This window comes from Dyadobacter sandarakinus (assembly GCF_016894445.1).
Taxonomy (GTDB): domain Bacteria; phylum Bacteroidota; class Bacteroidia; order Cytophagales; family Spirosomataceae; genus Dyadobacter; species Dyadobacter sandarakinus.
In genome coordinates this window covers 3,946,436-3,968,688 of the sequence record NZ_CP056775.1, presented here as the reverse complement: position 1 = coordinate 3,968,688, position 22,253 = coordinate 3,946,436, and the positions used below count along the sequence as shown (strand labels likewise).

Annotated in this window: 36 protein-coding genes; all 36 read left to right on the top strand. The window is 43.2% G+C overall.

Annotated features, from left to right (window positions below; all coding sequences use genetic code 11):
* The first annotated feature begins 7 nt into the window (after positions 1 to 7).
* Positions 8 to 313, top strand: coding sequence for a 30S ribosomal protein S10 (rpsJ, locus tag HWI92_RS16070; RefSeq protein WP_015813787.1), 306 nt, complete (start codon positions 8 to 10; stop codon positions 311 to 313).
* Between the two features lie 262 nt (positions 314 to 575).
* Positions 576 to 1,196, top strand: a complete 621-nt coding sequence (gene rplC, locus HWI92_RS16065; protein WP_204657152.1) for a 50S ribosomal protein L3 — start codon at positions 576 to 578, stop codon at positions 1,194 to 1,196.
* Positions 1,197 to 1,201: 5 nt separating this feature from the next.
* Positions 1,202 to 1,831: a 50S ribosomal protein L4 gene (gene rplD / locus HWI92_RS16060; protein WP_204657150.1), complete on the top strand. Its 630-nt coding sequence runs from the start codon at positions 1,202 to 1,204 to the stop codon at positions 1,829 to 1,831.
* A gap of 2 nt (positions 1,832 to 1,833) precedes the next feature.
* Positions 1,834 to 2,121 carry a 50S ribosomal protein L23 gene (rplW, locus tag HWI92_RS16055; RefSeq protein WP_204657148.1) on the top strand — a complete coding sequence of 96 codons (288 nt, stop codon included), beginning with the start codon at positions 1,834 to 1,836 and terminating at the stop codon, positions 2,119 to 2,121.
* A gap of 37 nt (positions 2,122 to 2,158) precedes the next feature.
* The gene (gene rplB / locus HWI92_RS16050; RefSeq protein ID WP_204657146.1) at positions 2,159 to 2,983 is read left to right on the top strand and encodes a 50S ribosomal protein L2; all 825 of its coding nucleotides are present in this window, start codon (positions 2,159 to 2,161) and stop codon (positions 2,981 to 2,983) included.
* A 10-nt stretch (positions 2,984 to 2,993) separates the two neighbouring features.
* Positions 2,994 to 3,272: a 30S ribosomal protein S19 gene (gene rpsS, locus HWI92_RS16045; protein ID WP_204657144.1), complete on the top strand. Its 279-nt coding sequence runs from the start codon at positions 2,994 to 2,996 to the stop codon at positions 3,270 to 3,272.
* Positions 3,273 to 3,324: 52 nt separating this feature from the next.
* The gene (gene rplV, locus HWI92_RS16040; protein ID WP_204657142.1) at positions 3,325 to 3,705 is read left to right on the top strand and encodes a 50S ribosomal protein L22; all 381 of its coding nucleotides are present in this window, start codon (positions 3,325 to 3,327) and stop codon (positions 3,703 to 3,705) included.
* An 18-nt stretch (positions 3,706 to 3,723) separates the two neighbouring features.
* A complete protein-coding gene (gene rpsC, locus HWI92_RS16035) occupies positions 3,724 to 4,545 on the top strand; it encodes a 30S ribosomal protein S3 (RefSeq protein ID WP_204657140.1) in 822 nt (273 codons plus the stop codon).
* A gap of 42 nt (positions 4,546 to 4,587) precedes the next feature.
* On the top strand, positions 4,588 to 5,013 hold the full coding sequence (gene rplP, locus HWI92_RS16030) for a 50S ribosomal protein L16 (RefSeq protein ID WP_031528746.1): 426 nt from the start codon (positions 4,588 to 4,590) through the stop codon (positions 5,011 to 5,013).
* Between the two features lie 35 nt (positions 5,014 to 5,048).
* On the top strand, positions 5,049 to 5,243 hold the full coding sequence (gene rpmC, locus HWI92_RS16025) for a 50S ribosomal protein L29 (protein WP_204657138.1): 195 nt from the start codon (positions 5,049 to 5,051) through the stop codon (positions 5,241 to 5,243).
* Positions 5,244 to 5,256: 13 nt separating this feature from the next.
* Complete coding sequence (gene rpsQ / locus HWI92_RS16020) at positions 5,257 to 5,520, top strand: 30S ribosomal protein S17 (RefSeq protein WP_204657135.1); 264 nt, start codon at positions 5,257 to 5,259, stop codon at positions 5,518 to 5,520.
* Positions 5,521 to 5,522: 2 nt separating this feature from the next.
* Positions 5,523 to 5,891 carry a 50S ribosomal protein L14 gene (gene rplN, locus HWI92_RS16015; protein ID WP_204657133.1) on the top strand — a complete coding sequence of 123 codons (369 nt, stop codon included), beginning with the start codon at positions 5,523 to 5,525 and terminating at the stop codon, positions 5,889 to 5,891.
* A gap of 44 nt (positions 5,892 to 5,935) precedes the next feature.
* The gene (gene rplX, locus HWI92_RS16010) at positions 5,936 to 6,277 is read left to right on the top strand and encodes a 50S ribosomal protein L24 (protein WP_204657131.1); all 342 of its coding nucleotides are present in this window, start codon (positions 5,936 to 5,938) and stop codon (positions 6,275 to 6,277) included.
* A 42-nt stretch (positions 6,278 to 6,319) separates the two neighbouring features.
* On the top strand, positions 6,320 to 6,880 hold the full coding sequence (gene rplE / locus HWI92_RS16005; protein WP_204657129.1) for a 50S ribosomal protein L5: 561 nt from the start codon (positions 6,320 to 6,322) through the stop codon (positions 6,878 to 6,880).
* Between the two features lie 22 nt (positions 6,881 to 6,902).
* Positions 6,903 to 7,172 carry a 30S ribosomal protein S14 gene (gene rpsN / locus HWI92_RS16000; RefSeq protein WP_204657127.1) on the top strand — a complete coding sequence of 90 codons (270 nt, stop codon included), beginning with the start codon at positions 6,903 to 6,905 and terminating at the stop codon, positions 7,170 to 7,172.
* Between the two features lie 75 nt (positions 7,173 to 7,247).
* Positions 7,248 to 7,646, top strand: coding sequence for a 30S ribosomal protein S8 (rpsH, locus tag HWI92_RS15995; protein WP_204657125.1), 399 nt, complete (start codon positions 7,248 to 7,250; stop codon positions 7,644 to 7,646).
* A 20-nt stretch (positions 7,647 to 7,666) separates the two neighbouring features.
* Complete coding sequence (gene rplF / locus HWI92_RS15990; protein WP_204657123.1) at positions 7,667 to 8,224, top strand: 50S ribosomal protein L6; 558 nt, start codon at positions 7,667 to 7,669, stop codon at positions 8,222 to 8,224.
* 30 nt (positions 8,225 to 8,254) lie between these two features.
* Positions 8,255 to 8,608, top strand: coding sequence for a 50S ribosomal protein L18 (gene rplR / locus HWI92_RS15985; RefSeq protein ID WP_204657121.1), 354 nt, complete (start codon positions 8,255 to 8,257; stop codon positions 8,606 to 8,608).
* 14 nt (positions 8,609 to 8,622) lie between these two features.
* A complete protein-coding gene (rpsE, locus tag HWI92_RS15980) occupies positions 8,623 to 9,138 on the top strand; it encodes a 30S ribosomal protein S5 (protein ID WP_204657119.1) in 516 nt (171 codons plus the stop codon).
* 29 nt (positions 9,139 to 9,167) lie between these two features.
* On the top strand, positions 9,168 to 9,347 hold the full coding sequence (gene rpmD, locus HWI92_RS15975) for a 50S ribosomal protein L30 (RefSeq protein ID WP_204657117.1): 180 nt from the start codon (positions 9,168 to 9,170) through the stop codon (positions 9,345 to 9,347).
* A 13-nt stretch (positions 9,348 to 9,360) separates the two neighbouring features.
* Positions 9,361 to 9,807, top strand: a complete 447-nt coding sequence (gene rplO / locus HWI92_RS15970; RefSeq protein ID WP_204657115.1) for a 50S ribosomal protein L15 — start codon at positions 9,361 to 9,363, stop codon at positions 9,805 to 9,807.
* 58 nt (positions 9,808 to 9,865) lie between these two features.
* Positions 9,866 to 11,179, top strand: a complete 1,314-nt coding sequence (secY, locus tag HWI92_RS15965; protein WP_204657113.1) for a preprotein translocase subunit SecY — start codon at positions 9,866 to 9,868, stop codon at positions 11,177 to 11,179.
* A gap of 9 nt (positions 11,180 to 11,188) precedes the next feature.
* Positions 11,189 to 11,980, top strand: a complete 792-nt coding sequence (gene map, locus HWI92_RS15960; RefSeq protein ID WP_204657111.1) for a type I methionyl aminopeptidase — start codon at positions 11,189 to 11,191, stop codon at positions 11,978 to 11,980.
* A gap of 17 nt (positions 11,981 to 11,997) precedes the next feature.
* Entirely contained in the window at positions 11,998 to 12,216 is a 219-nt protein-coding gene (gene infA / locus HWI92_RS15955) for a translation initiation factor IF-1 (protein WP_015813810.1), read from the top strand.
* A 38-nt stretch (positions 12,217 to 12,254) separates the two neighbouring features.
* On the top strand, positions 12,255 to 12,371 hold the full coding sequence (ykgO, locus tag HWI92_RS15950; RefSeq protein WP_015813811.1) for a type B 50S ribosomal protein L36: 117 nt from the start codon (positions 12,255 to 12,257) through the stop codon (positions 12,369 to 12,371).
* A 5-nt stretch (positions 12,372 to 12,376) separates the two neighbouring features.
* Positions 12,377 to 12,754, top strand: a complete 378-nt coding sequence (gene rpsM, locus HWI92_RS15945) for a 30S ribosomal protein S13 (protein WP_204657109.1) — start codon at positions 12,377 to 12,379, stop codon at positions 12,752 to 12,754.
* Between the two features lie 45 nt (positions 12,755 to 12,799).
* Positions 12,800 to 13,195, top strand: a complete 396-nt coding sequence (rpsK, locus tag HWI92_RS15940; RefSeq protein ID WP_138282777.1) for a 30S ribosomal protein S11 — start codon at positions 12,800 to 12,802, stop codon at positions 13,193 to 13,195.
* 75 nt (positions 13,196 to 13,270) lie between these two features.
* Positions 13,271 to 13,876 (top strand): 30S ribosomal protein S4, encoded by a 606-nt coding sequence (gene rpsD / locus HWI92_RS15935; protein WP_204657106.1) that lies wholly within the window; start codon positions 13,271 to 13,273, stop codon positions 13,874 to 13,876.
* Positions 13,877 to 13,997: 121 nt separating this feature from the next.
* Complete coding sequence (locus HWI92_RS15930) at positions 13,998 to 14,987, top strand: DNA-directed RNA polymerase subunit alpha (RefSeq protein WP_204657105.1); 990 nt, start codon at positions 13,998 to 14,000, stop codon at positions 14,985 to 14,987.
* A gap of 72 nt (positions 14,988 to 15,059) precedes the next feature.
* Positions 15,060 to 15,617 carry a 50S ribosomal protein L17 gene (gene rplQ / locus HWI92_RS15925; RefSeq protein ID WP_204657103.1) on the top strand — a complete coding sequence of 186 codons (558 nt, stop codon included), beginning with the start codon at positions 15,060 to 15,062 and terminating at the stop codon, positions 15,615 to 15,617.
* 135 nt (positions 15,618 to 15,752) lie between these two features.
* Entirely contained in the window at positions 15,753 to 16,859 is a 1,107-nt protein-coding gene (gene carA / locus HWI92_RS15920; protein WP_204657101.1) for a glutamine-hydrolyzing carbamoyl-phosphate synthase small subunit, read from the top strand.
* A 163-nt stretch (positions 16,860 to 17,022) separates the two neighbouring features.
* On the top strand, positions 17,023 to 18,294 hold the full coding sequence (gene eno / locus HWI92_RS15915) for a phosphopyruvate hydratase (protein WP_204657099.1): 1,272 nt from the start codon (positions 17,023 to 17,025) through the stop codon (positions 18,292 to 18,294).
* Between the two features lie 54 nt (positions 18,295 to 18,348).
* Positions 18,349 to 18,684: an FtsB family cell division protein gene (locus HWI92_RS15910; protein WP_204657097.1), complete on the top strand. Its 336-nt coding sequence runs from the start codon at positions 18,349 to 18,351 to the stop codon at positions 18,682 to 18,684.
* Positions 18,685 to 18,723: 39 nt separating this feature from the next.
* Positions 18,724 to 20,256 carry a 2,3-bisphosphoglycerate-independent phosphoglycerate mutase gene (gpmI, locus tag HWI92_RS15905; protein WP_204657095.1) on the top strand — a complete coding sequence of 511 codons (1,533 nt, stop codon included), beginning with the start codon at positions 18,724 to 18,726 and terminating at the stop codon, positions 20,254 to 20,256.
* An 18-nt stretch (positions 20,257 to 20,274) separates the two neighbouring features.
* Positions 20,275 to 20,919 (top strand): hypothetical protein, encoded by a 645-nt coding sequence (locus tag HWI92_RS15900; RefSeq protein ID WP_204657093.1) that lies wholly within the window; start codon positions 20,275 to 20,277, stop codon positions 20,917 to 20,919.
* Positions 20,920 to 21,244: 325 nt separating this feature from the next.
* Positions 21,245 to 22,198, top strand: coding sequence for a DUF8428 domain-containing protein (locus tag HWI92_RS15895; protein ID WP_204657091.1), 954 nt, complete (start codon positions 21,245 to 21,247; stop codon positions 22,196 to 22,198).
* Positions 22,199 to 22,253 lie beyond the last annotated feature (55 nt).

The window sequence follows — 22,253 nt, the reverse complement described above, 5'->3', positions numbered from 1 at the left end:
CATTCAAATGAATCAAAAAATCAGAATTAAACTGCGGTCATTTGACCACAACTTGGTTGACAAATCGGCTGAGAAAATTGTAAAGGCTGTAAAGGCAACTGGTGCGGTAGTAAGTGGCCCTATTCCTTTGCCTACAAAGACTGAGAAGTTCACTGTATTGCGTTCTCCGCACGTTAATAAAAAATCACGTGAGCAGTTCCAGCTTTGTACTTACAAACGTCTGGTAGATATATTCTCTACAAGTGCGAAAACAGTTGATGCATTGATGAAGCTTGAATTGCCGAGCGGAGTTGATGTAGAAATTAAGGTTTAGAAAGTCGGCTTGCGAATAAGCCATTACATAATTGGATGAAGGTCTAGGTTCCATCTGGAAACCACATCTGAACTCTTTTACTTGTCAGGTTTAGACCTTTGATATGTAAAAACCCGAGGTCAGATGTTTATGTAACGTCTGACCTTTTTTGCTGATTATCAGTAAGAATAAATAATAAGCTGCTTGGATGCTGGAATTTGATTTCCTACCTTTGCAGTCCGTTTTAAAAGATTAGTTTTTACCCTGCTAAATTATTTTCAAAATGTCTGGTTTAATTGGTAAGAAGATCGGAATGACCAGTTTGTACAATGCTGACGGGCAGGCTCTGGCATGTACAGTTATTCAGGCTGGTCCTTGTGTTGTTACACAAGTAAGATCTGATGAAAAGGATGGCTATAAGGCTATTCAGTTAGGGTTTGGAGAGAAAAAAGAAAAAAACTCTTCACAACCGTTGATCGGTCACTTTAAAAAGGCCGGTACGACTCCTAAGCAAAAGCTAGTTGAGTTTAAGGAGTTTGATGTTGAGCATGCGTTAGGCACTTCTCTTTCGGTACAGGATGTATTTGAAGAAGGCGAATTCGTGGATGTTGTCGGTTCTGCCAAAGGCCGCGGCTTTCAGGGTGTTGTTAAGCGTCATGGTTTTGGTGGTGTAGGCGGTCAGACGCACGGACAGCACAACAGAGCTCGTCACCCAGGTTCAATTGGTGCTTGTTCTTTTCCATCGCGTGTTTTCAAGGGAATACGCATGGGTGGACGTATGGGTAACCATCGTGTAAAAATTCAGAACCTGCGCATTCTGAAAGTGATTCCTGAGCAAAACATTTTAGTAGTGAGCGGCTCAGTACCTGGTTCAAAAAATTCATTTCTAATTATTGAGAAATAGCACCAATGGAACTGTCTGTAATTAATATAAAAGGAGAGGATACCGGGAAAAAAGTGAGCATGCCCGAGAGCGTTTTCGGCATTGAGCCCAATACCCATGCTATCTATCTCGATGTGAAATTGTATCTCGCGAATCAGCGTCAGGGAACTCACAAATCGAAAGAACGTGCAGAAGTAAATCGTTCAACCAGAAAGATCAAGCGCCAGAAAGGTACGGGCGGTGCTCGTGCAGGTAGCGTAAAGTCGCCTGTATTTGTAGGTGGTGGACGTATCTTCGGACCGAGACCACGGACTTACGGCTTCAAGATCAACAAGAAAGTAAAATCCTTGGCACGGAAGTCTGCATTTGCAGCAAAAGCTAAGGCTGATTCAATCTCGATTCTGGAAGCATTCAACTTCGATTCACCTAAGACGAAGTCATATTTGAATGTGTTGAATTCACTGGCTCTTACAGGAACAAAGACCTTGTTGATTTTGCCAGCAATTGACAACAATGTCTATTTGTCTAGCCGTAATATTCCTAAGGCAAAAGTGACCACCGTAGAGGCGGTTAATACTTATGATCTTCTGTATGCAGACCGCCTGTTAATAAGTGAATCTGCTTTGTCTATTTTGGAAACCCAACTGAACAAATAAAGATGAGTGTACTGAAACGTCCGATTATAACCGAAAAGGTTACGGCTCAGGGAGGTCAGGGAAAATATGCTTTCGAAGTTTCCCTTGGTGCCAATAAAGTGGAAATCAAGAAAGCTGTTGAAAAGCTGTTTGGGGTTACCGTAGAAAGCGTTCACACCATGCGTAGCATCGGTAAGAGTAAGTCTCGTACTTCGGGAGGAAAATTTGTTAGTGGAAAAACTTCAACGATTAAAAAAGCAATCGTGACAGTAGCAGAAGGTGAGATCATCGATATCTACGGCGAAGCTTAATTAGTTGAGTTATTCAAATCTTTGAAGCGTTTAGCAAATGGCAGTTAAAAAATTAAAACCTACAAGTGCTGGTCAGCGTTTTCGCTCAGCTCCTGTGTTCGACGAGATCACAACAGCGAAACCTGAAAAGAGTCTTCTGGAAACCATCAAGAAAACAGGTGGTCGTAATAGCCAGGGACATCGCACAATGCGATATATAGGTGGCGGTCATAAAAGAAAGTACCGTGTGATTGATTTCAAAAGAAATCGCCAGGATGTTTCTGCAACCGTTACTACAATTGAGTACGATCCTAACCGTTCAGCCCGCATTGCTTTGGTGCAGTACGAGGATGGTGAGAAAAGATATATCATAGCTCCTAACGCCCTTAAGGTTGGACAGGTAGTTGTGGCGGGTAGCAGTGTTGCTCCTGAAGTGGGTAATGCTCTTCCACTCGGATCAATGCCGATTGGTACCATTGTTCATAATATTGAACTTACACCAGGTAAAGGTGGTCAGATCGCCCGTAGTGCTGGCTCATATGCGCAGCTTGTGGCTCGGGAAGGCAGATATGCGATTCTGAAAATGCCATCAGGTGAAATGAGGATGATTCTTTCTACTTGTATCGCTACTGTGGGAACGGTATCTAATGCAAGCCACATGAATGTTTCTCTTGGAAAAGCTGGTCGTAGACGTTGGCTGGGACGCCGTCCACGAGTAAGAGGTGTTGCAATGAACCCTGTGGATCACCCGATGGGTGGGGGTGAAGGCCGCTCATCAGGTGGACAACCTCGTTCTAGAAATGGTCAATTTGCGAAAGGCTTGAAGACTCGCGACCGGAATAAGTACTCTGAGAAATTAATCATAAGCCGACGTAAAAAATAATAAGATCTAAATGGCACGTTCATTAAAAAAAGGCCCATATATCGACTTTCGTCTGGAGAATAAGGTTCAGGCAATGAATAGCTCAGCTCGTAAGTCGGTTATTAAAACCTGGTCCCGCCGTTCAATGATCTCTCCTGATTTTATTGGACACACATTTGCGGTTCACAATGGAAATAAGTTTATTCCGGTTTATGTGACTGAAAATATGGTAGGGCATAAGTTAGGTGAGTTCTCGCCAACCCGGAACTTCCGCGGTCACACAGCGAAGAAAGATAAAGGTAGAAAATAGATATTAAAAGAACGCCTGACCGAACTTCGTAAAGGCGGATACCTGAAAGAACATGGAAGCAAAAGCTATATTAAAAGATGTCCCTACTTCGCCTCGCAAAATGAGGTTGGTAGCAGACATGATTCGTGGCCAAAAGGTCAGCAAGGCATTAGCGTTGCTGAAATTTCAACCAAGGGCTTCTTCGCCGTTTTTACATAAAACGCTGCTTTCTGCGGTAGCTAACTGGCAACAACTGAACGAAGATGCCAAATTGGAAGATGCAGATCTTATCGTAAAAACTGTCTTCGTTGATGGCGGTCGTATGTTGAAACGGTTACGTCCTGCACCTCAAGGTAGAGCTCACAGGATTCGCAAACGTTCAAACCACATTACAATTGTTGTGGATGACGCGTCTGAGAATGTAGTTGAACAGTCAGTTATTACCGAATCATAAGTAAACGATTTATATCGAATGGGACAAAAAGTTAATCCTATAGGTTTAAGACTCGGGATTGTCAGAGGATGGGAATCCAGCTGGTATGGAGGTAAGGACTTCTCTGACAAGCTCGTTGAGGATGAAAAGATCAGAAATTATATAAAAGCCCGTATTCCAAAGGGTTCAATTTCTAAGGTAGTAATCGAGAGAACACTTAAGCGTATCACATTAACAATTCACACGGCTCGTCCTGGGATTGTAATTGGTAAGGGAGGAAGTGAAGTCGATCGTATCAAGGAAGAGCTCAAAAAGATTACAGGTAAAGATGTTCAGATTAACATTTATGAAATAAAAAGACCTGAAATCGATGCGAAACTTGTAGGTGAGGCGATCGCTCAACAGCTGCAAGCACGTATTTCTTATCGTAGGGCAATGAAGCAATCAATTGCATCTGCCATGCGTGTTGGAACACAGGGAATAAAAATCCGACTTGCAGGTCGTCTGGGTGGTGCTGAAATGGCAAGAACTGAGGAGTATAAGGAAGGTAGGATTCCTCTGCATACACTTCGCGCTGATATTGACTATGCTATTTCAGAAGCTCAAACCATTTACGGTAAAATTGGAATTAAAGTCTGGATTTTCAAAGGAGAGCTTTACGGAAAACGTGATTTAACGCCAAGCGCTGCAACTGCGGCTTCTGACAGAAGTGAAAGAGGTTCTGGTGAGCGTGGCGGACCAGGTTCTGGTGATCGCGGTGGCCGGGACAGAAGAGGCGGTCGTAACGACGCACCTCGTTCAGGAGCTGAGGGCGGTGGTGATGCAGACCGTCGTAAAAGGAACAAGAACAAGAAGAAGTAGTAAGATATTTTCCGGATTAACCGGTTTAAATAGATAGGAATCATGTTACAGCCGAAAAGAACGAAATTTCGCAAGCAACAGAAAGGAAAAGGTTCATACAACGGTTTGGCAACACGCGGACATGAAATCGCTTTTGGATCATTTGCAATTAAAGCACTTGAGCCAGGTTGGTTGACCGCTCGCCAGATTGAGGCAGCTCGTATTTCTGTTACCAGAGCTATGAAGAGGGAAGGCCAGGTTTGGATCAGAATTTTCCCTGATAAGCCGATTACAAAGAAGCCTGCTGAGGTTCGGATGGGTAAAGGTAAGGGTGCTCCTGAGTATTGGGTAGCTCCTGTTAAACCGGGAACTATCATTTTTGAAGCGACAGGTGTTGCTTTGGATACTGCAAATGAAGCATTGCGTTTGGCTGCCCAAAAACTGCCAATCAAGACGAAATTCGTAGTACGTCGTGATTATCAGGAATAGGAATTCACGTATTAGGAATATTTAATAAAGAAGCAATGACTAATAAAGAGATAAAAGACCTGTCGCAAGATCAATTGAAGGAGCAAATTGCTCAGGAGAGAGAGCGTCTGTTGAGGTTGAAATTTGCCCACGCAATTTCACCCATCGAAAACCCTCTTCGGATTCGCGCCTCACGTAAGGAAATTGCAAGGCTGTTAACCGAGCTGTCGGTAAAAGAGAACCAGCAGTAAACCACTTTGAAAAATGGAGGCAACTAAAAGAAATTTACGTAAAGAAAGAGTAGGCAAAGTAGTAAGCAACAAGATGGATAAGTCTTGCGTGATTACTGTTGAGCGTAAAGTAAAGCATGCCAAGTACGGTAAGTTTATGACAAAAACTACCAAGCTTATGGTACATGATGAGACTAACCAAGTTGGTATCGGTGATACAATTTCGGTTATGGAGACTCGGCCGCTGAGTAAAAACAAGCGCTGGAGGTTGGTAGAAATCCTTGAAAAAGCTAAGTAATAATGGTACAGCAAGAATCAAGATTATCAGTAGCAGATAACAGCGGTGCTAAAGAAGTACTTGTTATACGAGTACTCGGAGGTACAGGCAAACGCTATGCATCGGTTGGCGACAAGATAGTAGTGACTGTTAAGTCAGCCCTGTCTTCAAGTAACATGAAAAAGGGAACAGTGTCCAAAGCTGTTGTCGTACGCACCAAGAAAGAGGTTAGAAGAAAGGATGGTACTTACATCCGCTTCGAAGATAATGCAGCTGTGTTGCTCAACAACAATGACGAGCCTCGCGGAACGCGTATTTTCGGACCTGTTGCCAGAGAGTTGCGTGAAAAGCAGTTCATGAAGATTATTTCTCTCGCTCCGGAAGTGCTATAATAAGGAAGTCGCAGTATTTCTTCAAAATATAAGAGAATACCTCAATGGAAAGTAAAGTTAAAGGGGCACCCGCCAAGCTGCATATCCGCAAAGGAGATACTGTAAAGGTAATTTCCGGAAACGCAAAAGGTGAAACTGGTGTCGTAAAGCAGGTTCTGGTGGGCAAGCTTAGAGCTACCGTGGAAAATGTGAATATGATCACAAAACACATCAAGCCTAATGCACAGAACCCCCAGGGGAGCATCGAAAAACGTGAAGGCGCAATTCACATCAGTAATTTGATGGTGGTTGACCCTAAAACCGGTGAAGCAGCAAAAACCGGGCGTAAAGCTAATGACAAAGGAAAGCTGCAACGGTTTTCTAAAAAGTCGGGAAATTTTATATAAGAGTTAAAAGTGGGTCGGAAATCCACGCTAATTCAATTGACAATGGCACAGCCTAGATTAAAAGAAAAATACACGAACGAGGTAGTTGAACAGCTTAAGAGCAAGTTCCAGTACAAGTCAAGTATGCAGGTTCCTCGCCTGACTAAAATTGTGATCAACAAAGGTATTGGCGCGGCAGTTGCTGATAAGAAATTGGTAGATACAGGAGTTGAAGAGCTAGGCTTGATCACAGGCCAGAAGGCTGTAGCTACATTATCCAAGAAGGCTGTTTCGAACTTTAAACTTCGGGAAAATATGCCGATTGGAGCAAAGGTGACTCTTCGCGGCGACAGAATGTATGAGTTCCTTGACCGTCTGACTACCATCGCAATGCCGCGTGTTCGCGACTTTAAAGGTATCAGCGACAAAGGATTTGATGGAAGAGGTAATTACACTTTTGGTGTTAAAGAACAAATCATCTTCCCTGAGATTAGTATTGAAAAGGTGAGTAAAATCACTGGCATGGACATTACGTTTGTGACTTCATCGAATTCTGATGAAGAAAGCTACGAATTGCTCAAAGCCCTAGGCATGCCATTCGTTAATTCAGGGAAACAAGGATAAATAATACAAGACATTACTGACAATGGCAAAAGAATCAGTTAAAGCTAGGGAGAGAAAAAGACAAGACTTGGTTACCAGATATGCTGAAAAGCGTAAAAAGTTGAAAGAAGCAGGTGACTGGGTAGGTCTGGATAAGTTGCCGAGGAATTCCTCAGCGGTGCGTTTGCATAACCGGTGCAAGATCACTGGCCGCCCAAGGGGTTACATGCGTAAGTTTGGTATTTCCAGAGTATGTTTCCGTGATATGGCGTCCGATGGCAAGATCCCCGGAGTGACAAAATCAAGTTGGTAATATACTTTCAATTCTGATTTCAATTACTTAACTTTGCACTCCCATTTTGAGGGGGTGTTTAAATCTAGTCAAAAGATGTTAACGGATCCAATAGCAGATTATCTTACCAGGCTTCGCAATGCAATCAAAGCGAAACATCGGGTTGTCGAGATACCTGCATCCAATATTAAGAAAGAAATAACGAAGGTACTATTCGATAAGGGGTACATTCAGAGTTATAAATTTGACGAAGTAGGCCCTCAGGGTACCATTAAAATTGCCTTGAAATACAATCCAGTTACCAAGCAATCTGCTATAGTAAAGCTGGAAAGGATTAGCAAGCCTGGTCTGCGTAAATATGCGGGTTCGACTGCACTGCCAAGGGTTTTGGGAGGTTTGGGCACAGCTATAGTGTCGACATCGAAGGGTGTAATGACGGATAAAGAGGCAAAGACATTAAACGTCGGCGGCGAGGTATTGTGTTTCGTTTACTAATCTGTAAAAGATAATTAAGAATGTCACGGATAGGAAATAAAGTAATTATCATACCGTCGGGAGTTTCGGTGTCAGTTGGGGAGGGTAATATCATCTCCGTTAAAGGACCAAAAGGAACGCTTACGCAAGTTGTTGACAGCGACATTAATGTGGCTGTTGATGGCAATGAACTTAGAGTTTCACGGCCTACTGAACAGAAAAGACACAAAGCACTGCACGGCCTTTACCGCTCTTTGTTGAACAACATGGTAATAGGAGTGGATAGTGGTTACAAGAAGGAGCTTGAAATTATAGGTGTTGGTTACAAGGCAAACGCAGCCAATAATGTGCTGGAACTGCAATTGGGCTATTCACATAATATTTTTATGGCTGTTCCGCAGGAAGTAAAGCTTACTACAACCTCGGAAAAAGGTCAGAATCCCAAAGTAATCTTGGAAGGTATTGATAAGGAGCTTCTGGGTTCAGTAGCAGCCAAGATCAAGTCGTTACGTAAGGTTGAGCCTTATAAAGGTAAAGGGATTCGTTTTGTCGGTGAAGTTGTACGTCGCAAAGCGGGTAAATCGGCTTCTAAGAAGTAAACAGGTACCATTTAACAAAAGTTATATATAATGGCTAGCGTAAAGGCAGATAGAAGACAACGCCTTAAATATCATATCCGGAAGAGAGTAGCGGGTAGTCAGGAACGTCCAAGATTGTCGGTGTTTCGTTCAAATACGGGTATTTATGCCCAGATTATTGATGATATCAAAGGCATTACTCTTGCGAGTGCTTCTTCTAAGGATTTGGAAGGAAAGAAAGAGAATACTAATATAGAGATCGCTCAGCAAGTTGGAAAGAAAATAGCTGAGAAAGCTCAGGAAGCAGGCATCCAGGCGGTAGTGTTTGATCGGAATGGATACTTGTATCACGGTAAGGTAAAAGCATTGGCCGACGGAGCCCGTGAGGGTGGCCTCAAATTCTAAGAATCTAAAAGACTATGTCTACAAATGCAAGACCTTCAAAGGTCAACGAGTCTGACTTGAAAGAAAGAGTAGTTGCAATCAATCGTGTAGCTAAGGTTGTAAAAGGAGGACGTCGTTTCAGTTTTTCTGCAATCGTGGTTGTTGGTGATGGTAACGGTGTAGTTGGTTATGGTTTAGGTAAAGCCAACGAAGTTACTGACGCAATTGCGAAAGGGGTTGATGATGCCAAGAAAAACCTGATTCAAATTCCAATGCTTAAACATACTGTGCCTCACGAAATGGAAGGCAAGTTTAGCGGCGGTTTTGTTTTGATAAAACCGGCAGCTCCGGGAACAGGTGTACTCGCAGGCGGACCAATGCGTGCCGTACTGGAAAGTGCTGGTATCAAAGACGTGTTAGCCAAATCGAAAGGTTCGTCTAATCCTCACAATGTTATTAAGGCAACCATTGACGCGCTTCTAAAAATGAGAGCTCCGCATCAGGTTGCTTTCCAGAGAAGTGTGAAATTGGATAAAGTATTTAACGGATAGTCCCGAAGGGCATCTTTACTAATCATATTATGTCGAAGGTTCGTATCACACAAATCAAAAGTACAATTGATCGTCCCGAGAATCAGAAGCTTACTATTAAAGCACTGGGGCTTGGAAAGCTTAACAGATCGGTTGAAAAGGAGAACAATGAGGCTATTGCGGGTATGATCCGTAAGGTTAATCATTTAGTAAAAGTTGAAGAAATTTAATTCTATATAGGTTATGAATCTCAGTTCTTTAAAGCCTGCCGCAGGATCTGTTAAGGTAGGGAAGCGAGTTGGACGCGGACAAGGTTCTGGAAAAGGTGGTACGGCTGCTCGTGGACATAAAGGTGCACAGTCGCGCTCAGGATATAGTCGCAAGCTAGGCTTTGAAGGTGGGCAGATGCCACTTCAAAGACGCTTACCTAAGTTTGGTTTTAACAATATCAACCGTGTTGAATATAAAGCATTGAATTTAGATGCTATTCAGGCGCTTGCAGAGAAGTTAGGTGCAACGGTTATCAGCATTGATTTACTGCGTGAAAATGGTTTGTGTGCGAAGAAAGACCTGGTTAAAGTACTAAATCGTGGAGAAATTTCTTCTTCATTGGAAGTTCAGGCGCATGGTTTTTCTGCATCTGCTATCGAATCTATCGAAAAAGCGGGAGGAAAGGCTGTTCAACTTTGAGTAGCCTTTAGTTAAGCAGCTTAGCTGGTTGATGTGAATGTTAATGTAAGCCCAAGACATGAAGCGATTTTTTGAAACATTACAGCATATATTTTCAATAGAGGAGTTGAGAACAAGAATTCTCAACACTCTGTTGTTTATAACGATATTTCGTCTCGGGTCCTATGTTGCATTGCCTGGTGTAGAGCCAGACCAAATGAACGTATCTGCGCAGGGATTGCTAGGCTTGCTTGATACTTTTCTAGGTGGAGCTTTTAGTAAAGCCTCCATATTTGCATTAGGCATAATGCCTTATATCTCTGCTTCAATTGCTATTCAGCTGTTAACTATGGCCTTGCCATATTTTCAGAAGATGCAAAAGGAGGGCGAGTCTGGCAGAAAGAAACTTAATCAGATTACGCGTGTTTTAACCATCCTTGTGACGCTTGTTCAAGGAACGGCTTACTTGAATACAACCGTACCTGACGAAGCTTTATTGGTATCAAGAAACCTGTTTTCGATTTCATCCGTATTTGTTCTTACCGCCGGAACAATGTTCTGTATGTGGCTTGGAGAGAGAATCACTGACAAAGGAATTGGAAATGGTATCTCTATGCTAATTATGATTGGTATCGTTTCAAGATTTCCAGGAGCTATCTACAAGGAATTCGTTTCAAGAGGTAGCGGTCAGATTCTGCTTTTTGTGTTAGAGATTGTCGCCTTGTATTTTGTGATTATGGGTGCAGTTATGTTGACGCAGGCTGTTAGACGAATTCCGATTCAATATGCAAAGCAGGTTGTAGGAAATCGTGTTATGGGTGGACAGCGTCAGTACCTTCCTTTGAAGCTGAATGCTGCGGGTGTAATGCCTATCATTTTTGCCCAGGCGTTAATGTTTATTCCGTCTCTCGGAGCTTCATATTTTGCTGAGAAGAGCGACTTCGCAAGTAACATTGCAACAATTTTTGCGAACTATACTACCTGGCAGTACAACTTGTTGTTTGCTTTCTTGATTATTGTTTTTACATTCTTCTATACCGCTATTTCAGTAAATCCACAGCAAATTGCTGATGATATGAAAAGAGGGGGTGGATTCATACCGGGTGTTAAGCCAGGTCAGCAGACTTCGGAATATATTAGTACTATCCTGGACAGAATAACTTTTCCAGGGGCGTTAATGCTCGCGATTGTTGCGATTCTTCCTGCATTTGCAAGTCTGCTTGGGATTTCGACTGACTTTGCTCATTTCTTTGGCGGAACTTCTCTACTGATTATGGTAGGTGTTGTGCTTGATACATTACAGCAGGTTGAAAGTTACTTGTTGATGCGTAGGTATGAAGGGTTGATGAAATCAGGCCGTGTAAAGGGTAGGACTGAAAGCGTTGCGATTTAATTTACTAAAATGATTTATCTGAAAACTGAAAACGAGATTGAGCTCATAAAAGAAAGTGCTCAGGTTTTAGGTAAAGCGCATGCCGAAGTTGCACAGGGGATTAAGCCTGGTGTCGAAACCAGAAAGTTAGACTTGATTGCTGAAGAATATATCCGGGATAATGGTGGTATACCCTCATTCAAAGGATTCAATAATTTTCCTGCATCATTGTGTATTTCAGTTAACGATGTTGTAGTCCATGGTATTCCCGGATCGTACGTACTGCAAGAGGGTGATATCGTATCAATTGATTGTGGTGTGAAGTTAAATGGTTTCCATAGTGACAGTGCTTATACTTACCCGGTTGGTGATGTATCAAGTGATGTTCAGAAATTGCTCACTGCAACCAAACAATCACTCTATAAAGGCATTGAGCAAGCTGTGGATGGATTGCGGATGGGTGACATCGGATTTGCTATACAAAACTACGTTGAAGTAAGGAACTACTCTGTTGTTAGGGAGTTGGTTGGACATGGGGTAGGGAAGGAGTTGCACGAAGGCCCTGAAGTTCCAAATTATGGTAAAAGGGGTAAGGGAGTTAAGTTGAAAGAGGGGATGGTACTTGCTATTGAGCCCATGATCAACCTCGGAGCTCGCTCAGTAAGTCAGGAGAGGGATGGATGGACCATCAGGACAAATGACCGGAAGTACTCAGCTCATTTTGAGCACACCATAGTTGTTAGAAAAGGCAAGGCTGAGATTCTTACTACCTTTGAATATATTGAAAGTGTTACGGCTGATACTAGCCTGATGGTACAATAAAGTAATTAGCGCTACGAATGGCAAAACAGGCATCGATTGAACAGGACGGAGTAATTTTAGAAGCACTTTCCAATGCAATGTTCAGGGTGGTTTTGGAAAATAAGCATGAAGTAATTGCACATATATCGGGTAAGATGAGAATGCACTACATTAAAATCTTACCTGGCGACCGGGTTAAACTTGAAATGTCTCCCTATGATCTTTCAAAAGCACGGATTACCTACAGGTATAAATAGGTTACGGATACTGAATTAACATATAAGTTTATTTTAACATGAAAGTTAAAGCATCGGTTAAAAAGCGCAGTGAGGACTGCAAAGTAATACGCCGCAAGGGTAAAGTCTATGTGATCAACAAGAAGAACCCTCGCTATAAACAAAGACAAGGATAATTATTATGGCACGTATTTCAGGGGTAGATATTCCCGACAGAAAAAGAGGCGAGATCGCTTTAACATACATCTTCGGTATCGGACGTAGTTCTGCTAAGAAGATTCTTGAAAAAGCTGGTGTTAATCTGGATAAGAAAGTACTAGATTGGTCTGACGACGAATCGGGAGCGATCCGTTCCGTTATCGCGGGAGAGTATAAAGTAGAAGGTGCTTTGAAATCCGAAGTACAGCTTAGTATCAAGCGCTTGATGGATATTGCTTGTTATCGCGGCCTTCGTCACAGAAAGGGATTGCCATTGCGTGGTCAGAGAACAAAAAATAACTCCAGAACTCGTAAGGGTAAACGTAAAACAATTGCTAATAAGAAAAAAGCAACTAAATAACAGGAGTTAGACATAGTTCTCACCGAGAACCTTCTATTTTAAGAAATGGCACAAAACAAAAGGAAAGATAAAGCCAAGAAGAGAGTTGTAGTGGTTGAACCTGTCGGACAGGTGCACATCAAGGCCTCTTTCAATAATATCATCATCTCCATTACAAACAGCAACGGGCAGGTAATTTCCTGGGGTTCCGCAGGTAAGATGGGATTCAGAGGTTCTAAAAAGAACACTCCATATGCTGCACAAACTGCTGCACAAAGCTGTGCTCAAGTTGCATTCGACCTTGGTATGCGCAAGGCTGAAGTGTTTGTAAAAGGCCCTGGATCTGGTCGTGAATCTGCAATCCGGACAATCCAGAATGCGGGTATTGAGGTGACAACCATCCGCGATATCACGCCGCTTCCTCACAACGGTTGCCGTCCTCCAAAGCGTCGCAGAGTTTAGTATAATATATCCATTGGTAATTTGGACACTGGGGTTACTGAATGGTTTTTCAATTTCAATAATAATTAATAGTTAATGGCACGTTATACAGGTCCCAAAACCAAAATCGCAAGACGTTACGGAGAGCCCATCTTGGGTCCAAGTAAAGCGCTTGCAAAGAAGAATTATCCTGCAGGTGTTCACGGAAAAGGTCGTAGACCGAAAAAGTCCGAGTATGCTTTGCAGTTGATGGAGAAACAAAAGGTTAAGTTCATTTACGGTATTTTGGAAAGACAGTTCCGTAACTTGTTCGAAAAGGCTTCTGTTAAAGATGGCATCACAGGTGAGAACCTTTTGAAATACTGTGAAGCTCGTTTAGACAATACAGTTTACCGCCTGGGCATTGCTCCCACTCGCCGTGCGGCCCGCCAGCTGGTATCACATAAGCATATCCTGGTAGATGGAGAGATTGTAAATATACCTTCTTACTCGCTACGTCCAGGTCAGGTAGTTACAGTTCGTGAAAAATCGAAATCATTGGAGGCAGTTAGTGACAGCCTTGCAGGCCATAGTGCACGCGGCTTCAACTGGCTCGAATGGGATGGACAGCAATTGTCCGGCAAATTTGTAACTTACCCGGAAAGGGAGCAAATTCCAGAGAATATCAACGAGCAGCTAATCGTTGAATTGTACTCTAAATAATCTTCATTTTAAGCACATCTGGTTTCAGATGTGCTTTTTAGCCGGAAACGGCATTTTGCGATCGCAAAGGTAACGGTAGCGTGATCAACTATCATTTACTACTATAAAAGGAGCAAATACTATGTCAATATTAGCTTTCCAAATGCCTGATAAGGTCGTCATGGAAAAAGCAGACGACTTTCACGGGTTGTTTGAGTTTAAGCCTTTGGAGAAAGGATATGGAGTAACTATAGGCAACGCCCTTCGTAGGATCCTCTTATCATCTCTGGAAGGATATGCTATAACCAGTGTGAAGTTTCCTGGAGTACTTCATGAATTTTCGTCTATCGAAGGTATAGTTGAGGATGTTACAGAAATCATCCTGAACCTTAAAATGGTTCGTTTTAAGAAAGTTTCTGATGTAAGTGAAAGTAGAATTGTAGTTAACCTGAAAAATGTTTCAGTGATTACAGCAGGAGATATTGGCAAGTTTACCAATGCTTTTGATGTATTAAACCCGGATCAGGTTATTTGCCATATTGACGATCAGAAGGAATTTGAAATGGAATTGCTTCTGGACAAAGGCCGCGGATATGTTCCGGCTGATGAGCCAAGAGCTAATGAGCTTCCTTTTGGGCACATTGCAGTGGATTCCATTTACACACCGATTAAAAATGTAAAATACAGCGTAGAAAATACGCGTGTTGAGCAGCGCACGGATTACGAGCGCCTTTTGATCGATATACAAACAGATGGTTCCATCCATCCGGAAGAGGCTCTTAAAGGTGCTGCCAATATTTTGATTCAACACTTTATGTTGTTCTCGGATCAGACAATGACCTTCGAGAAGCAGAAAGCGGAAGAGGATAATCAGGTGGATGAGGAGATGCTGCGTATGCGTAAGCTGCTTAAAACATCTTTGTCAGAGCTGGATCTTTCAGTTAGGGCTTATAACTGTCTTAAATCAGCTGACGTTAAATCATTGGGAGATCTTGTTAAGCTCGAAATCTCAGATATGATGAAGTTCCGCAACTTTGGTAAAAAATCTTTAACAGAGTTGGAACAGCTTGTAGCCGACAAGCAATTGACATTCGGCATGGACGTGTCTAAGTACCGTCTCGAAGAGGATTAATTCAAATTCCTATATCAAGTATGTATTCTGTAGCGCGCCAGCCGCAGCTCGAAGCAACTAAACAACAAAACAATGAGACACGGTAAAAAAGATAATCACCTGGGAAGAACTGCCTCGCACCGCAAGGCAATGCTGTCTAACATGGCTTCTTCATTGATTATCCACAAAAGAATCGAAACTACGCTTGCAAAGGCGAAAGAGCTCCGCAAATATGTTGAGCCTCTGCTGACACGGGCGAAAGAAGATTCAACTCACAACAGACGTATCGTTTTTTCTTATCTAAACGATAAAGAGTCTACAAAAGAGCTTTTCGGAGCAGTATCAGACAAAATAGCTGCACGTCCAGGCGGATATACCCGGATTATCAAACTTGGAAACAGGCTTGGTGATGCTGCTGAAACCGCATTGATCGAGTTGGTTGATTTCAATGATGCATTGCTGCTTGCGAATGCAGACAAACCTGCAAGAACTCGTCGCAGCAGAAGGGGTGGTAAAAAAGAGCTATCTGCCGCAGAGACAGTAGCTGTTAAAAAAGAAGATCATCCGATCGTTGCTGAGAGTGAATCTACTCCTGAGGAGCCCAAAGCAGAAGAATCTAATGGTGCTGAGCAAGGAACCGAAAAAGAGTAATTAACTAAGTGATAGTATCACATTATATTCAAAAGGGTTAAACGTTTACGTTTAACCCTTTTTTATGGATTGGATTTACTAATTTTGCGTCCGGTTTACAAAGCTGGTCCTAGCGTTTAACAGTAAAAACATATTATGACTCAGAAAAAGGAAGCGCTTTTGTTGCTGGAAGATGGTACAGCATACAGAGGTTTTGCCTTGGGTAAAACGGGTACCACCGGGGGGGAAATTTGCTTTAATACAGGCATGACCGGTTACCAGGAGATTTATACTGACCCATCCTACTATGGTCAGATTATCGTAAACACCAATTCCCACATCGGAAATTACGGTGTACAGCTGAAAGATGAAGAGGAGTCTGCGTCGGTGAAGATCCGGGGAATGGTATGTAACACCTTTTCACAAGTATACTCCCGCCACACAGCCGACTTTTCTCTGCAGGAGTATTTCGAAAAGTCCAACATTGTGGGTATCAGCAATGTGGATACCCGGCACCTCGTTCGTCACGTGAGGCAGAGTGGTGTGATGAACGCGATTATTTCCTCGGAAATTCTGGATGAGCAGGCACTTATGGATGAGCTTCATAGGATTCCTTCCATGTCGGGTCTGGAACTTTCGTCCGAGGTTACCACAGATTCTACTTATTATGTAGGACAGGAAGAGGGCAGCCAGTGGCGGATTGCGGTGATGGATTACGGTATTAAAAAGAGTATCCTTGAAAACCTTACTTCAAGAGGTTGTTACTGCAAGGTTTTTCCGGCTAAAACACCTTTTGAAGAAGTGATGGAATGGAAGCCCGACGGGTTTTTCATTTCAAATGGTCCCGGAGATCCTTCTGCGATGTTATATGCAGTGGAAAATGTAAATAAGATGATCAAAACAGCGAAGCCTTTATTCGGTATTTGCCTGGGTCATCAGTTACTCGCCCTGTCCAGTGGAATCAATACCTATAAAATGCACCAGGGTCACAGGGGCCTGAATCATCCTGTGAAAAACCTGATTACCGGTTTGTGCGAGATTACTTCTCAGAACCACGGTTTTGCAGTGGATCCTGATGAAATTGCAAATCATCCGGATATTGAGATTACGCATGTGAATCTCAATGATAATACCATTGAAGGAATTCGCAGGAAAGACTACCCGGCATTTTCTGTGCAATATCACCCAGAGGCATCGCCCGGGCCACATGATTCCAGGTATTTATTTGATGAATTTGTCAGACTGCTTCGTGCATCCAACTGATACAAAGGCTTCCTTCGGGGAGCCTTTTTTTATTTCGTGTATATGCAGGCTTCATACTTTTTTAATCCATCGTAAATGGGCCACGGCTTATGGATGACGATTTTTTTGTGTTATTTTGTAGCGTTAACATAATACCATTTCTAATCAAAACGATAAGCTGCAAATGAGTACGATTCAGTCAGTACATGCAAGACAAATTCTGGATTCAAGAGGAAACCCGACGATAGAAGTAGATATACGTACAGAGAACGGCTACTTGGGACGTGCTGCGGTGCCTTCCGGAGCTTCTACAGGTAAACATGAGGCTGTTGAACTTCGCGATGACGACAAGAGTGTGTATGTGGGCAAAGGCGTGCTCAAAGCAGTTGAAAATGTAAACGACATTATTTTCCCTGAGCTGATCGGATGTTCCATTTTTGAGCAAAACCTGATTGACAAAATCATGCTCGAACTGGATGGTACTCCTAACAAGGCGAAACTGGGGGCAAATGCAATATTGGGCGTATCCCTCGCTGCTGCGAAAGCTGCTGCGCAGGAAGCTAATCTGCCGCTTTACCGCTATGTGGGAGGTACTAACGCAAACACGCTGCCAGTACCCATGATGAACATTCTTAACGGGGGTAGCCATGCTGATAATTCAATCGACTTCCAGGAGTTTATGATTATGCCGGCCAAAGCCGATACTTTCTCTCAGTCACTAAGAATGGGTGTAGAGGTATTCCATACGTTGAAATCAGTTCTTAAATCCAAAGGATATTCTACTAACGTAGGAGATGAAGGTGGTTTTGCACCTAACATCAAGTCCAATGAGGAGGCTATCGAAGTTGTACTTCAGGCAATCGAAAAAGCAGGATATAAGCCAGGCGAAGAAATTTTCATCGCTATGGATGCAGCTTCTTCCGAGTTCTATTCTGATGGTTTTTACCACTTTAAAAAATCAGACGGACGTAAACTGTCGTCTGAAGAAATGGCAGACTACTGGACACAATGGGTTGCTAAATATCCGATTATGTCCATCGAAGATGGTATGGACGAGGACGACTGGTCGGGCTGGAAGGCACTTACAGATTCGATCGGTAAAAAATGCCAGCTGGTAGGTGATGATTTGTTTGTGACAAATGTAACCCGCCTTGCACAAGGTATCGAATCACAGATTGCAAATGCTATTCTTGTAAAAGTAAACCAGATCGGCTCATTGACTGAGACCATTGATACGGTTAACCTTGCAAAAAGAAACAGTTATAAAAACATTATGTCTCACCGTTCGGGCGAAACTGAAGATTCGACGATTGCTGATCTTGCAGTTGCATTGAACACAGGACAGATTAAAACAGGCTCGGCCTCACGTTCGGACCGTATGGCTAAATACAACCAGCTTTTACGTATTGAAGAAGAACTGGGTGAAAGTGCATACTTTCCGGGTCTCAAATTCTAAATCTGATCGAATAACCGGAGCCATAAGCTCCGGTTTTCGTTTAAGGCTATGTCGATGCCAGATAAACCATCCAACTTTTCCGTAGCGGCGCTGCGTAACTTTTATGTAGCTACGCTGGTCGCCTGGCTTGTATGGATATTGTTCCTGGACAATAACAACATCCGGGTTGTTCTGTCAAACCGGATGAAAATGAAAGAGCTTGAAAATGAAAAGGCGGTTTTAACCGAAAAGATCAAGCAAAAGAAAAAAGAACGGAATGAGGTTTTCGGAAGCCCGAAAATGCTTGAAAAGTGGGCCAGGGAGAAGTTCAAAATGCGTAAGCCTACCGAAGAGGTGTACGTCATTGTGGACGCAAATAACAAGCCGGTGGAAAGCAGCAGCGAAAAGTAGCCGGTTCGTGAAAACACAGACATTTAAATTCATCATACATTGAGCAATAAAGTAATCCTCATCATCATGGACGGCTGGGGAATCGCCAAGCAAGGCGAGGAAAATCGTTCGGCTATCATTGCGGCCAATACCCCATTTTACGACAGCATTCTTCAACAATATCCTCACAGCAAACTTCAGGCAAGTGGCCTGGCAGTGGGTTTGCCCGATGGACAGATGGGGAATTCAGAAGTTGGGCACACCAACCTGGGAGCAGGACGTGTGGTGTACCAGGATTTGGTGAAAATCAACCTGGCAGTAACCGAAGGAACCCTTGCACATGAAAAAGCACTGGTTGACGCCCTGGATTATGCCAAACAGAATGACAAAAAGCTGCATTTCATCGGACTTGTGTCAGATGGGGGCGTGCACTCTCATATAGAACATCTCAAAGGTCTTTGTGCGATTGCAGCGGACCATGGAATCAGTAAAGTGTTTGTTCATGCTTTTACAGACGGCAGGGACTGCGACCCTAAAAGTGGACTTGGTTTCTTAACCGAGCTTACCGAAAGCATGCAGCATACGACCGGCCAGCTTGCGAGCATTACCGGGCGTTACTATGCCATGGATAGAGACAAAAGATGGGAGCGCGTGAAGCTGGCTTACGACGCCATGGTGCATGGTGAAGGTAAGCATGTGCCGGCTTCCGGTATGCTCGATGCCGTTCGCGAGTCCTACGAGCAGGGAGTAACTGACGAATTTATCTTGCCGATCGTTTCAGTGGATGCGCATGGAGCGCCGCTGGCAGTGATTGAAGACGGTGATGTGGTCCTTTGCTTTAACTTCCGTACAGACCGTGGCCGGGAAATAACCGAAGTACTTACCCAGCAGGATTTCCATGAGCAGAACATGCATAAGCTCAACCTCCGGTACATTACAATGACCAACTACGACGATACCTACAAAGGTGTTGATGTAATATTTGATAAAGACAACCTGAACAATACCCTGGGCGAAGTATTGGAAAAAGCAGGCAAAAAGCAGATCCGCATCGCCGAAACAGAAAAGTACCCCCACGTTACTTTCTTTTTCTCAGGAGGACGCGAGCAGCCATTTGAAGGCGAAAGCCGGCTTTTGTGTCCGTCACCGAAGGTTGCCACGTATGATCTCCAGCCTGAGATGTCTGCATTCGGCATCCGCGATTCCATTGTTCCTGAGCTGCAAAAAGGTGAAGTAGATTTTGTTTGCCTCAACTTTGCCAATCCGGATATGGTAGGCCATACCGGGGTTTTTGAAGCGGCAGTAAAGGCTTGCGAAACGGTCGATCAATGTGTACAGGCTGTTGTGACCACCGGTCTGGAACATGGCTATGCATCTATCATCATCGCTGATCACGGTAATTCCGACTACATGTCGAATGATGACGGATCACCTAATACTGCCCACTCATTGAACCTGGTACCTTGTATTTTGGTGGACAAAGACAGTCATAACATCTTGAAAGATGGTAAGCTGGCTGATATTGCACCTACAATACTGGATTTGATGGGTATTCCGCAGCCGGAAGAAATGACAGGAACGAGTATCCTGTAAACTTAACTTTTGAACTCCATGTTCTATGCAGAGGGCCGATGGCTCTCTGTTTTTGTTTTGGCAAGACTTGTGAAAATTACCTGCATGCATTCGATTCCCCGACTTTTGGTTTTTCTGGCATTTACCTTCATTATCCTCTCTGGTTGTGAAAAGCATGAGAAAAGCACCGATCAAAAGAAAGTATACTTCGATCTGAAAGGATTTATTGATAATCAGATCGTTTACTTATCTGAAAAAAAACCTCCTCTGATTAAACATGCCATGCTCGATGGAACGCAGGAGGACCATACCATTAAAGTCGTGGACTGGAAAAAGGAACTTGAATTGTTTATGCAGGCAGATATCAATAAACCTGCTTATAACAACAGCTATTCGGTGGACAGTTCACGAGCAAATTTTTTGCACTATTCTTTAAAAACAACTGAAAAGCTGCCGGTGCGTGACCTGCAAATTCAACTGGATAGCGTGACCCGGGTACCTGTATTTGTAAAAGCGCTTCTTCAGTCAGAAAACAAGATTTATAAGTCTGAGAAAACTATTCAGTTGCATTGTACCAAAAAAAACAACCTTTGGGGAATTAGCGGGTACGCTGTTACCGGCTATCAGAAGTTGGTTTTAATGGACAAACGGGAATTTAATATTACAGCTGAAATAGGATTATAGCGGGTTTGTTTCAAAAAACTGTTTGTAGTGTAACACCATATTTTGGGTAAACATTACCCAAAACCCTGATCAGCGAAAGTGCCGGGCCGAGCCACTACAAACATTGACTCGTGATAATTATACGTACAGGAAAAAGGCTCTGCTTCATTGCAAGGCCTTTTCTGTTTACAATGCAGCCGGCAGAAGTATGTCTGAACCCTGGTATTTGACCCATTTCCCCTCTAAGGCATGAATATTGGACTTTCTGCAACATACCATGTAAACCCGGAAATCATTTTTAACCTGGTAACATGCAAACTAAATCAAGCAAATTAAATCCATTACAATGCAACAAGAACAGAAAAACAAGCAGAGCATAGCTTGGGCAATGGTGGTTGTCCTGGGGCTTGCTACGGCCATGTTCGGCTATCTTTTTACAACTCAGAAGCAGGAGTTGTCGCAGCAGGAATCCATGGTAGTTGAAAAAGCAAGGGAACTGGCTGTTACCAAAACGAAGCTCGACTCAATCTCGACCGTACTCGACGCGAAAATTGCAGAAGTGGAAAGACTTGGCGGTGATGTAACCGAACTGACCAAGGTGAAAGCGCAACTGGAAGCTGACAAACTTGCTTTCAGCCGCAGCAAAAAGATCGAAGTAAGCAAGTACCTTGGCAAAATCAAGGAATACGAGCAGTTCCTGACTGAAAAAGATGAGATGATTGCTCAGCTGAAAGCCGAGAATGAGCAGCTAGTTGCTTCCAATGATTCACTTAGTACACACGTAGGTTCACTGACCAGCGAGCGTGAAAGATTGATCCAGCGCCAGGCCGAACTGACTGATTCTGTTGTAACTTTTACAGCTTCTAACAGGGAACTGAGTGACAAAGTGAGCAAAGCAGCTGCATTGCGTGCTCAGAACCTCAAAATCCTCACTGTTAATTCAAGAGGAAAAACCAAAGAAAGAGAAGAATACAAAGCCAGCCGTGTAGACAAACTGAAACTGGTTTTCAATCTTCCTGAAAACGAACTGACTGCTCAGGAGCCCAAAGATATTTATGTGCGCGTTCTTGATCCGGACGGTGCTGTGATCGCTGACGATGCAACTGGTTCAGGCGAGTTTGAAGTAGACGGTGCACCTTCGAAGTTCACAACACGTGAGTCGATTGCATACCAGAACAACAACCAGAAAGTGGAATTGCTATACGACAATTCTACCCAGTTCCGCCCGGGCAAATACAATGTTGAGCTTTATGCGGAAGGTTACAAAATCGGTGGCGGTAACTTCACTATCAAGAAATAGAGATTAATTCACACCATGCATAGCTATGAAAGGCAACCTTTACGGTTGCCTTTTT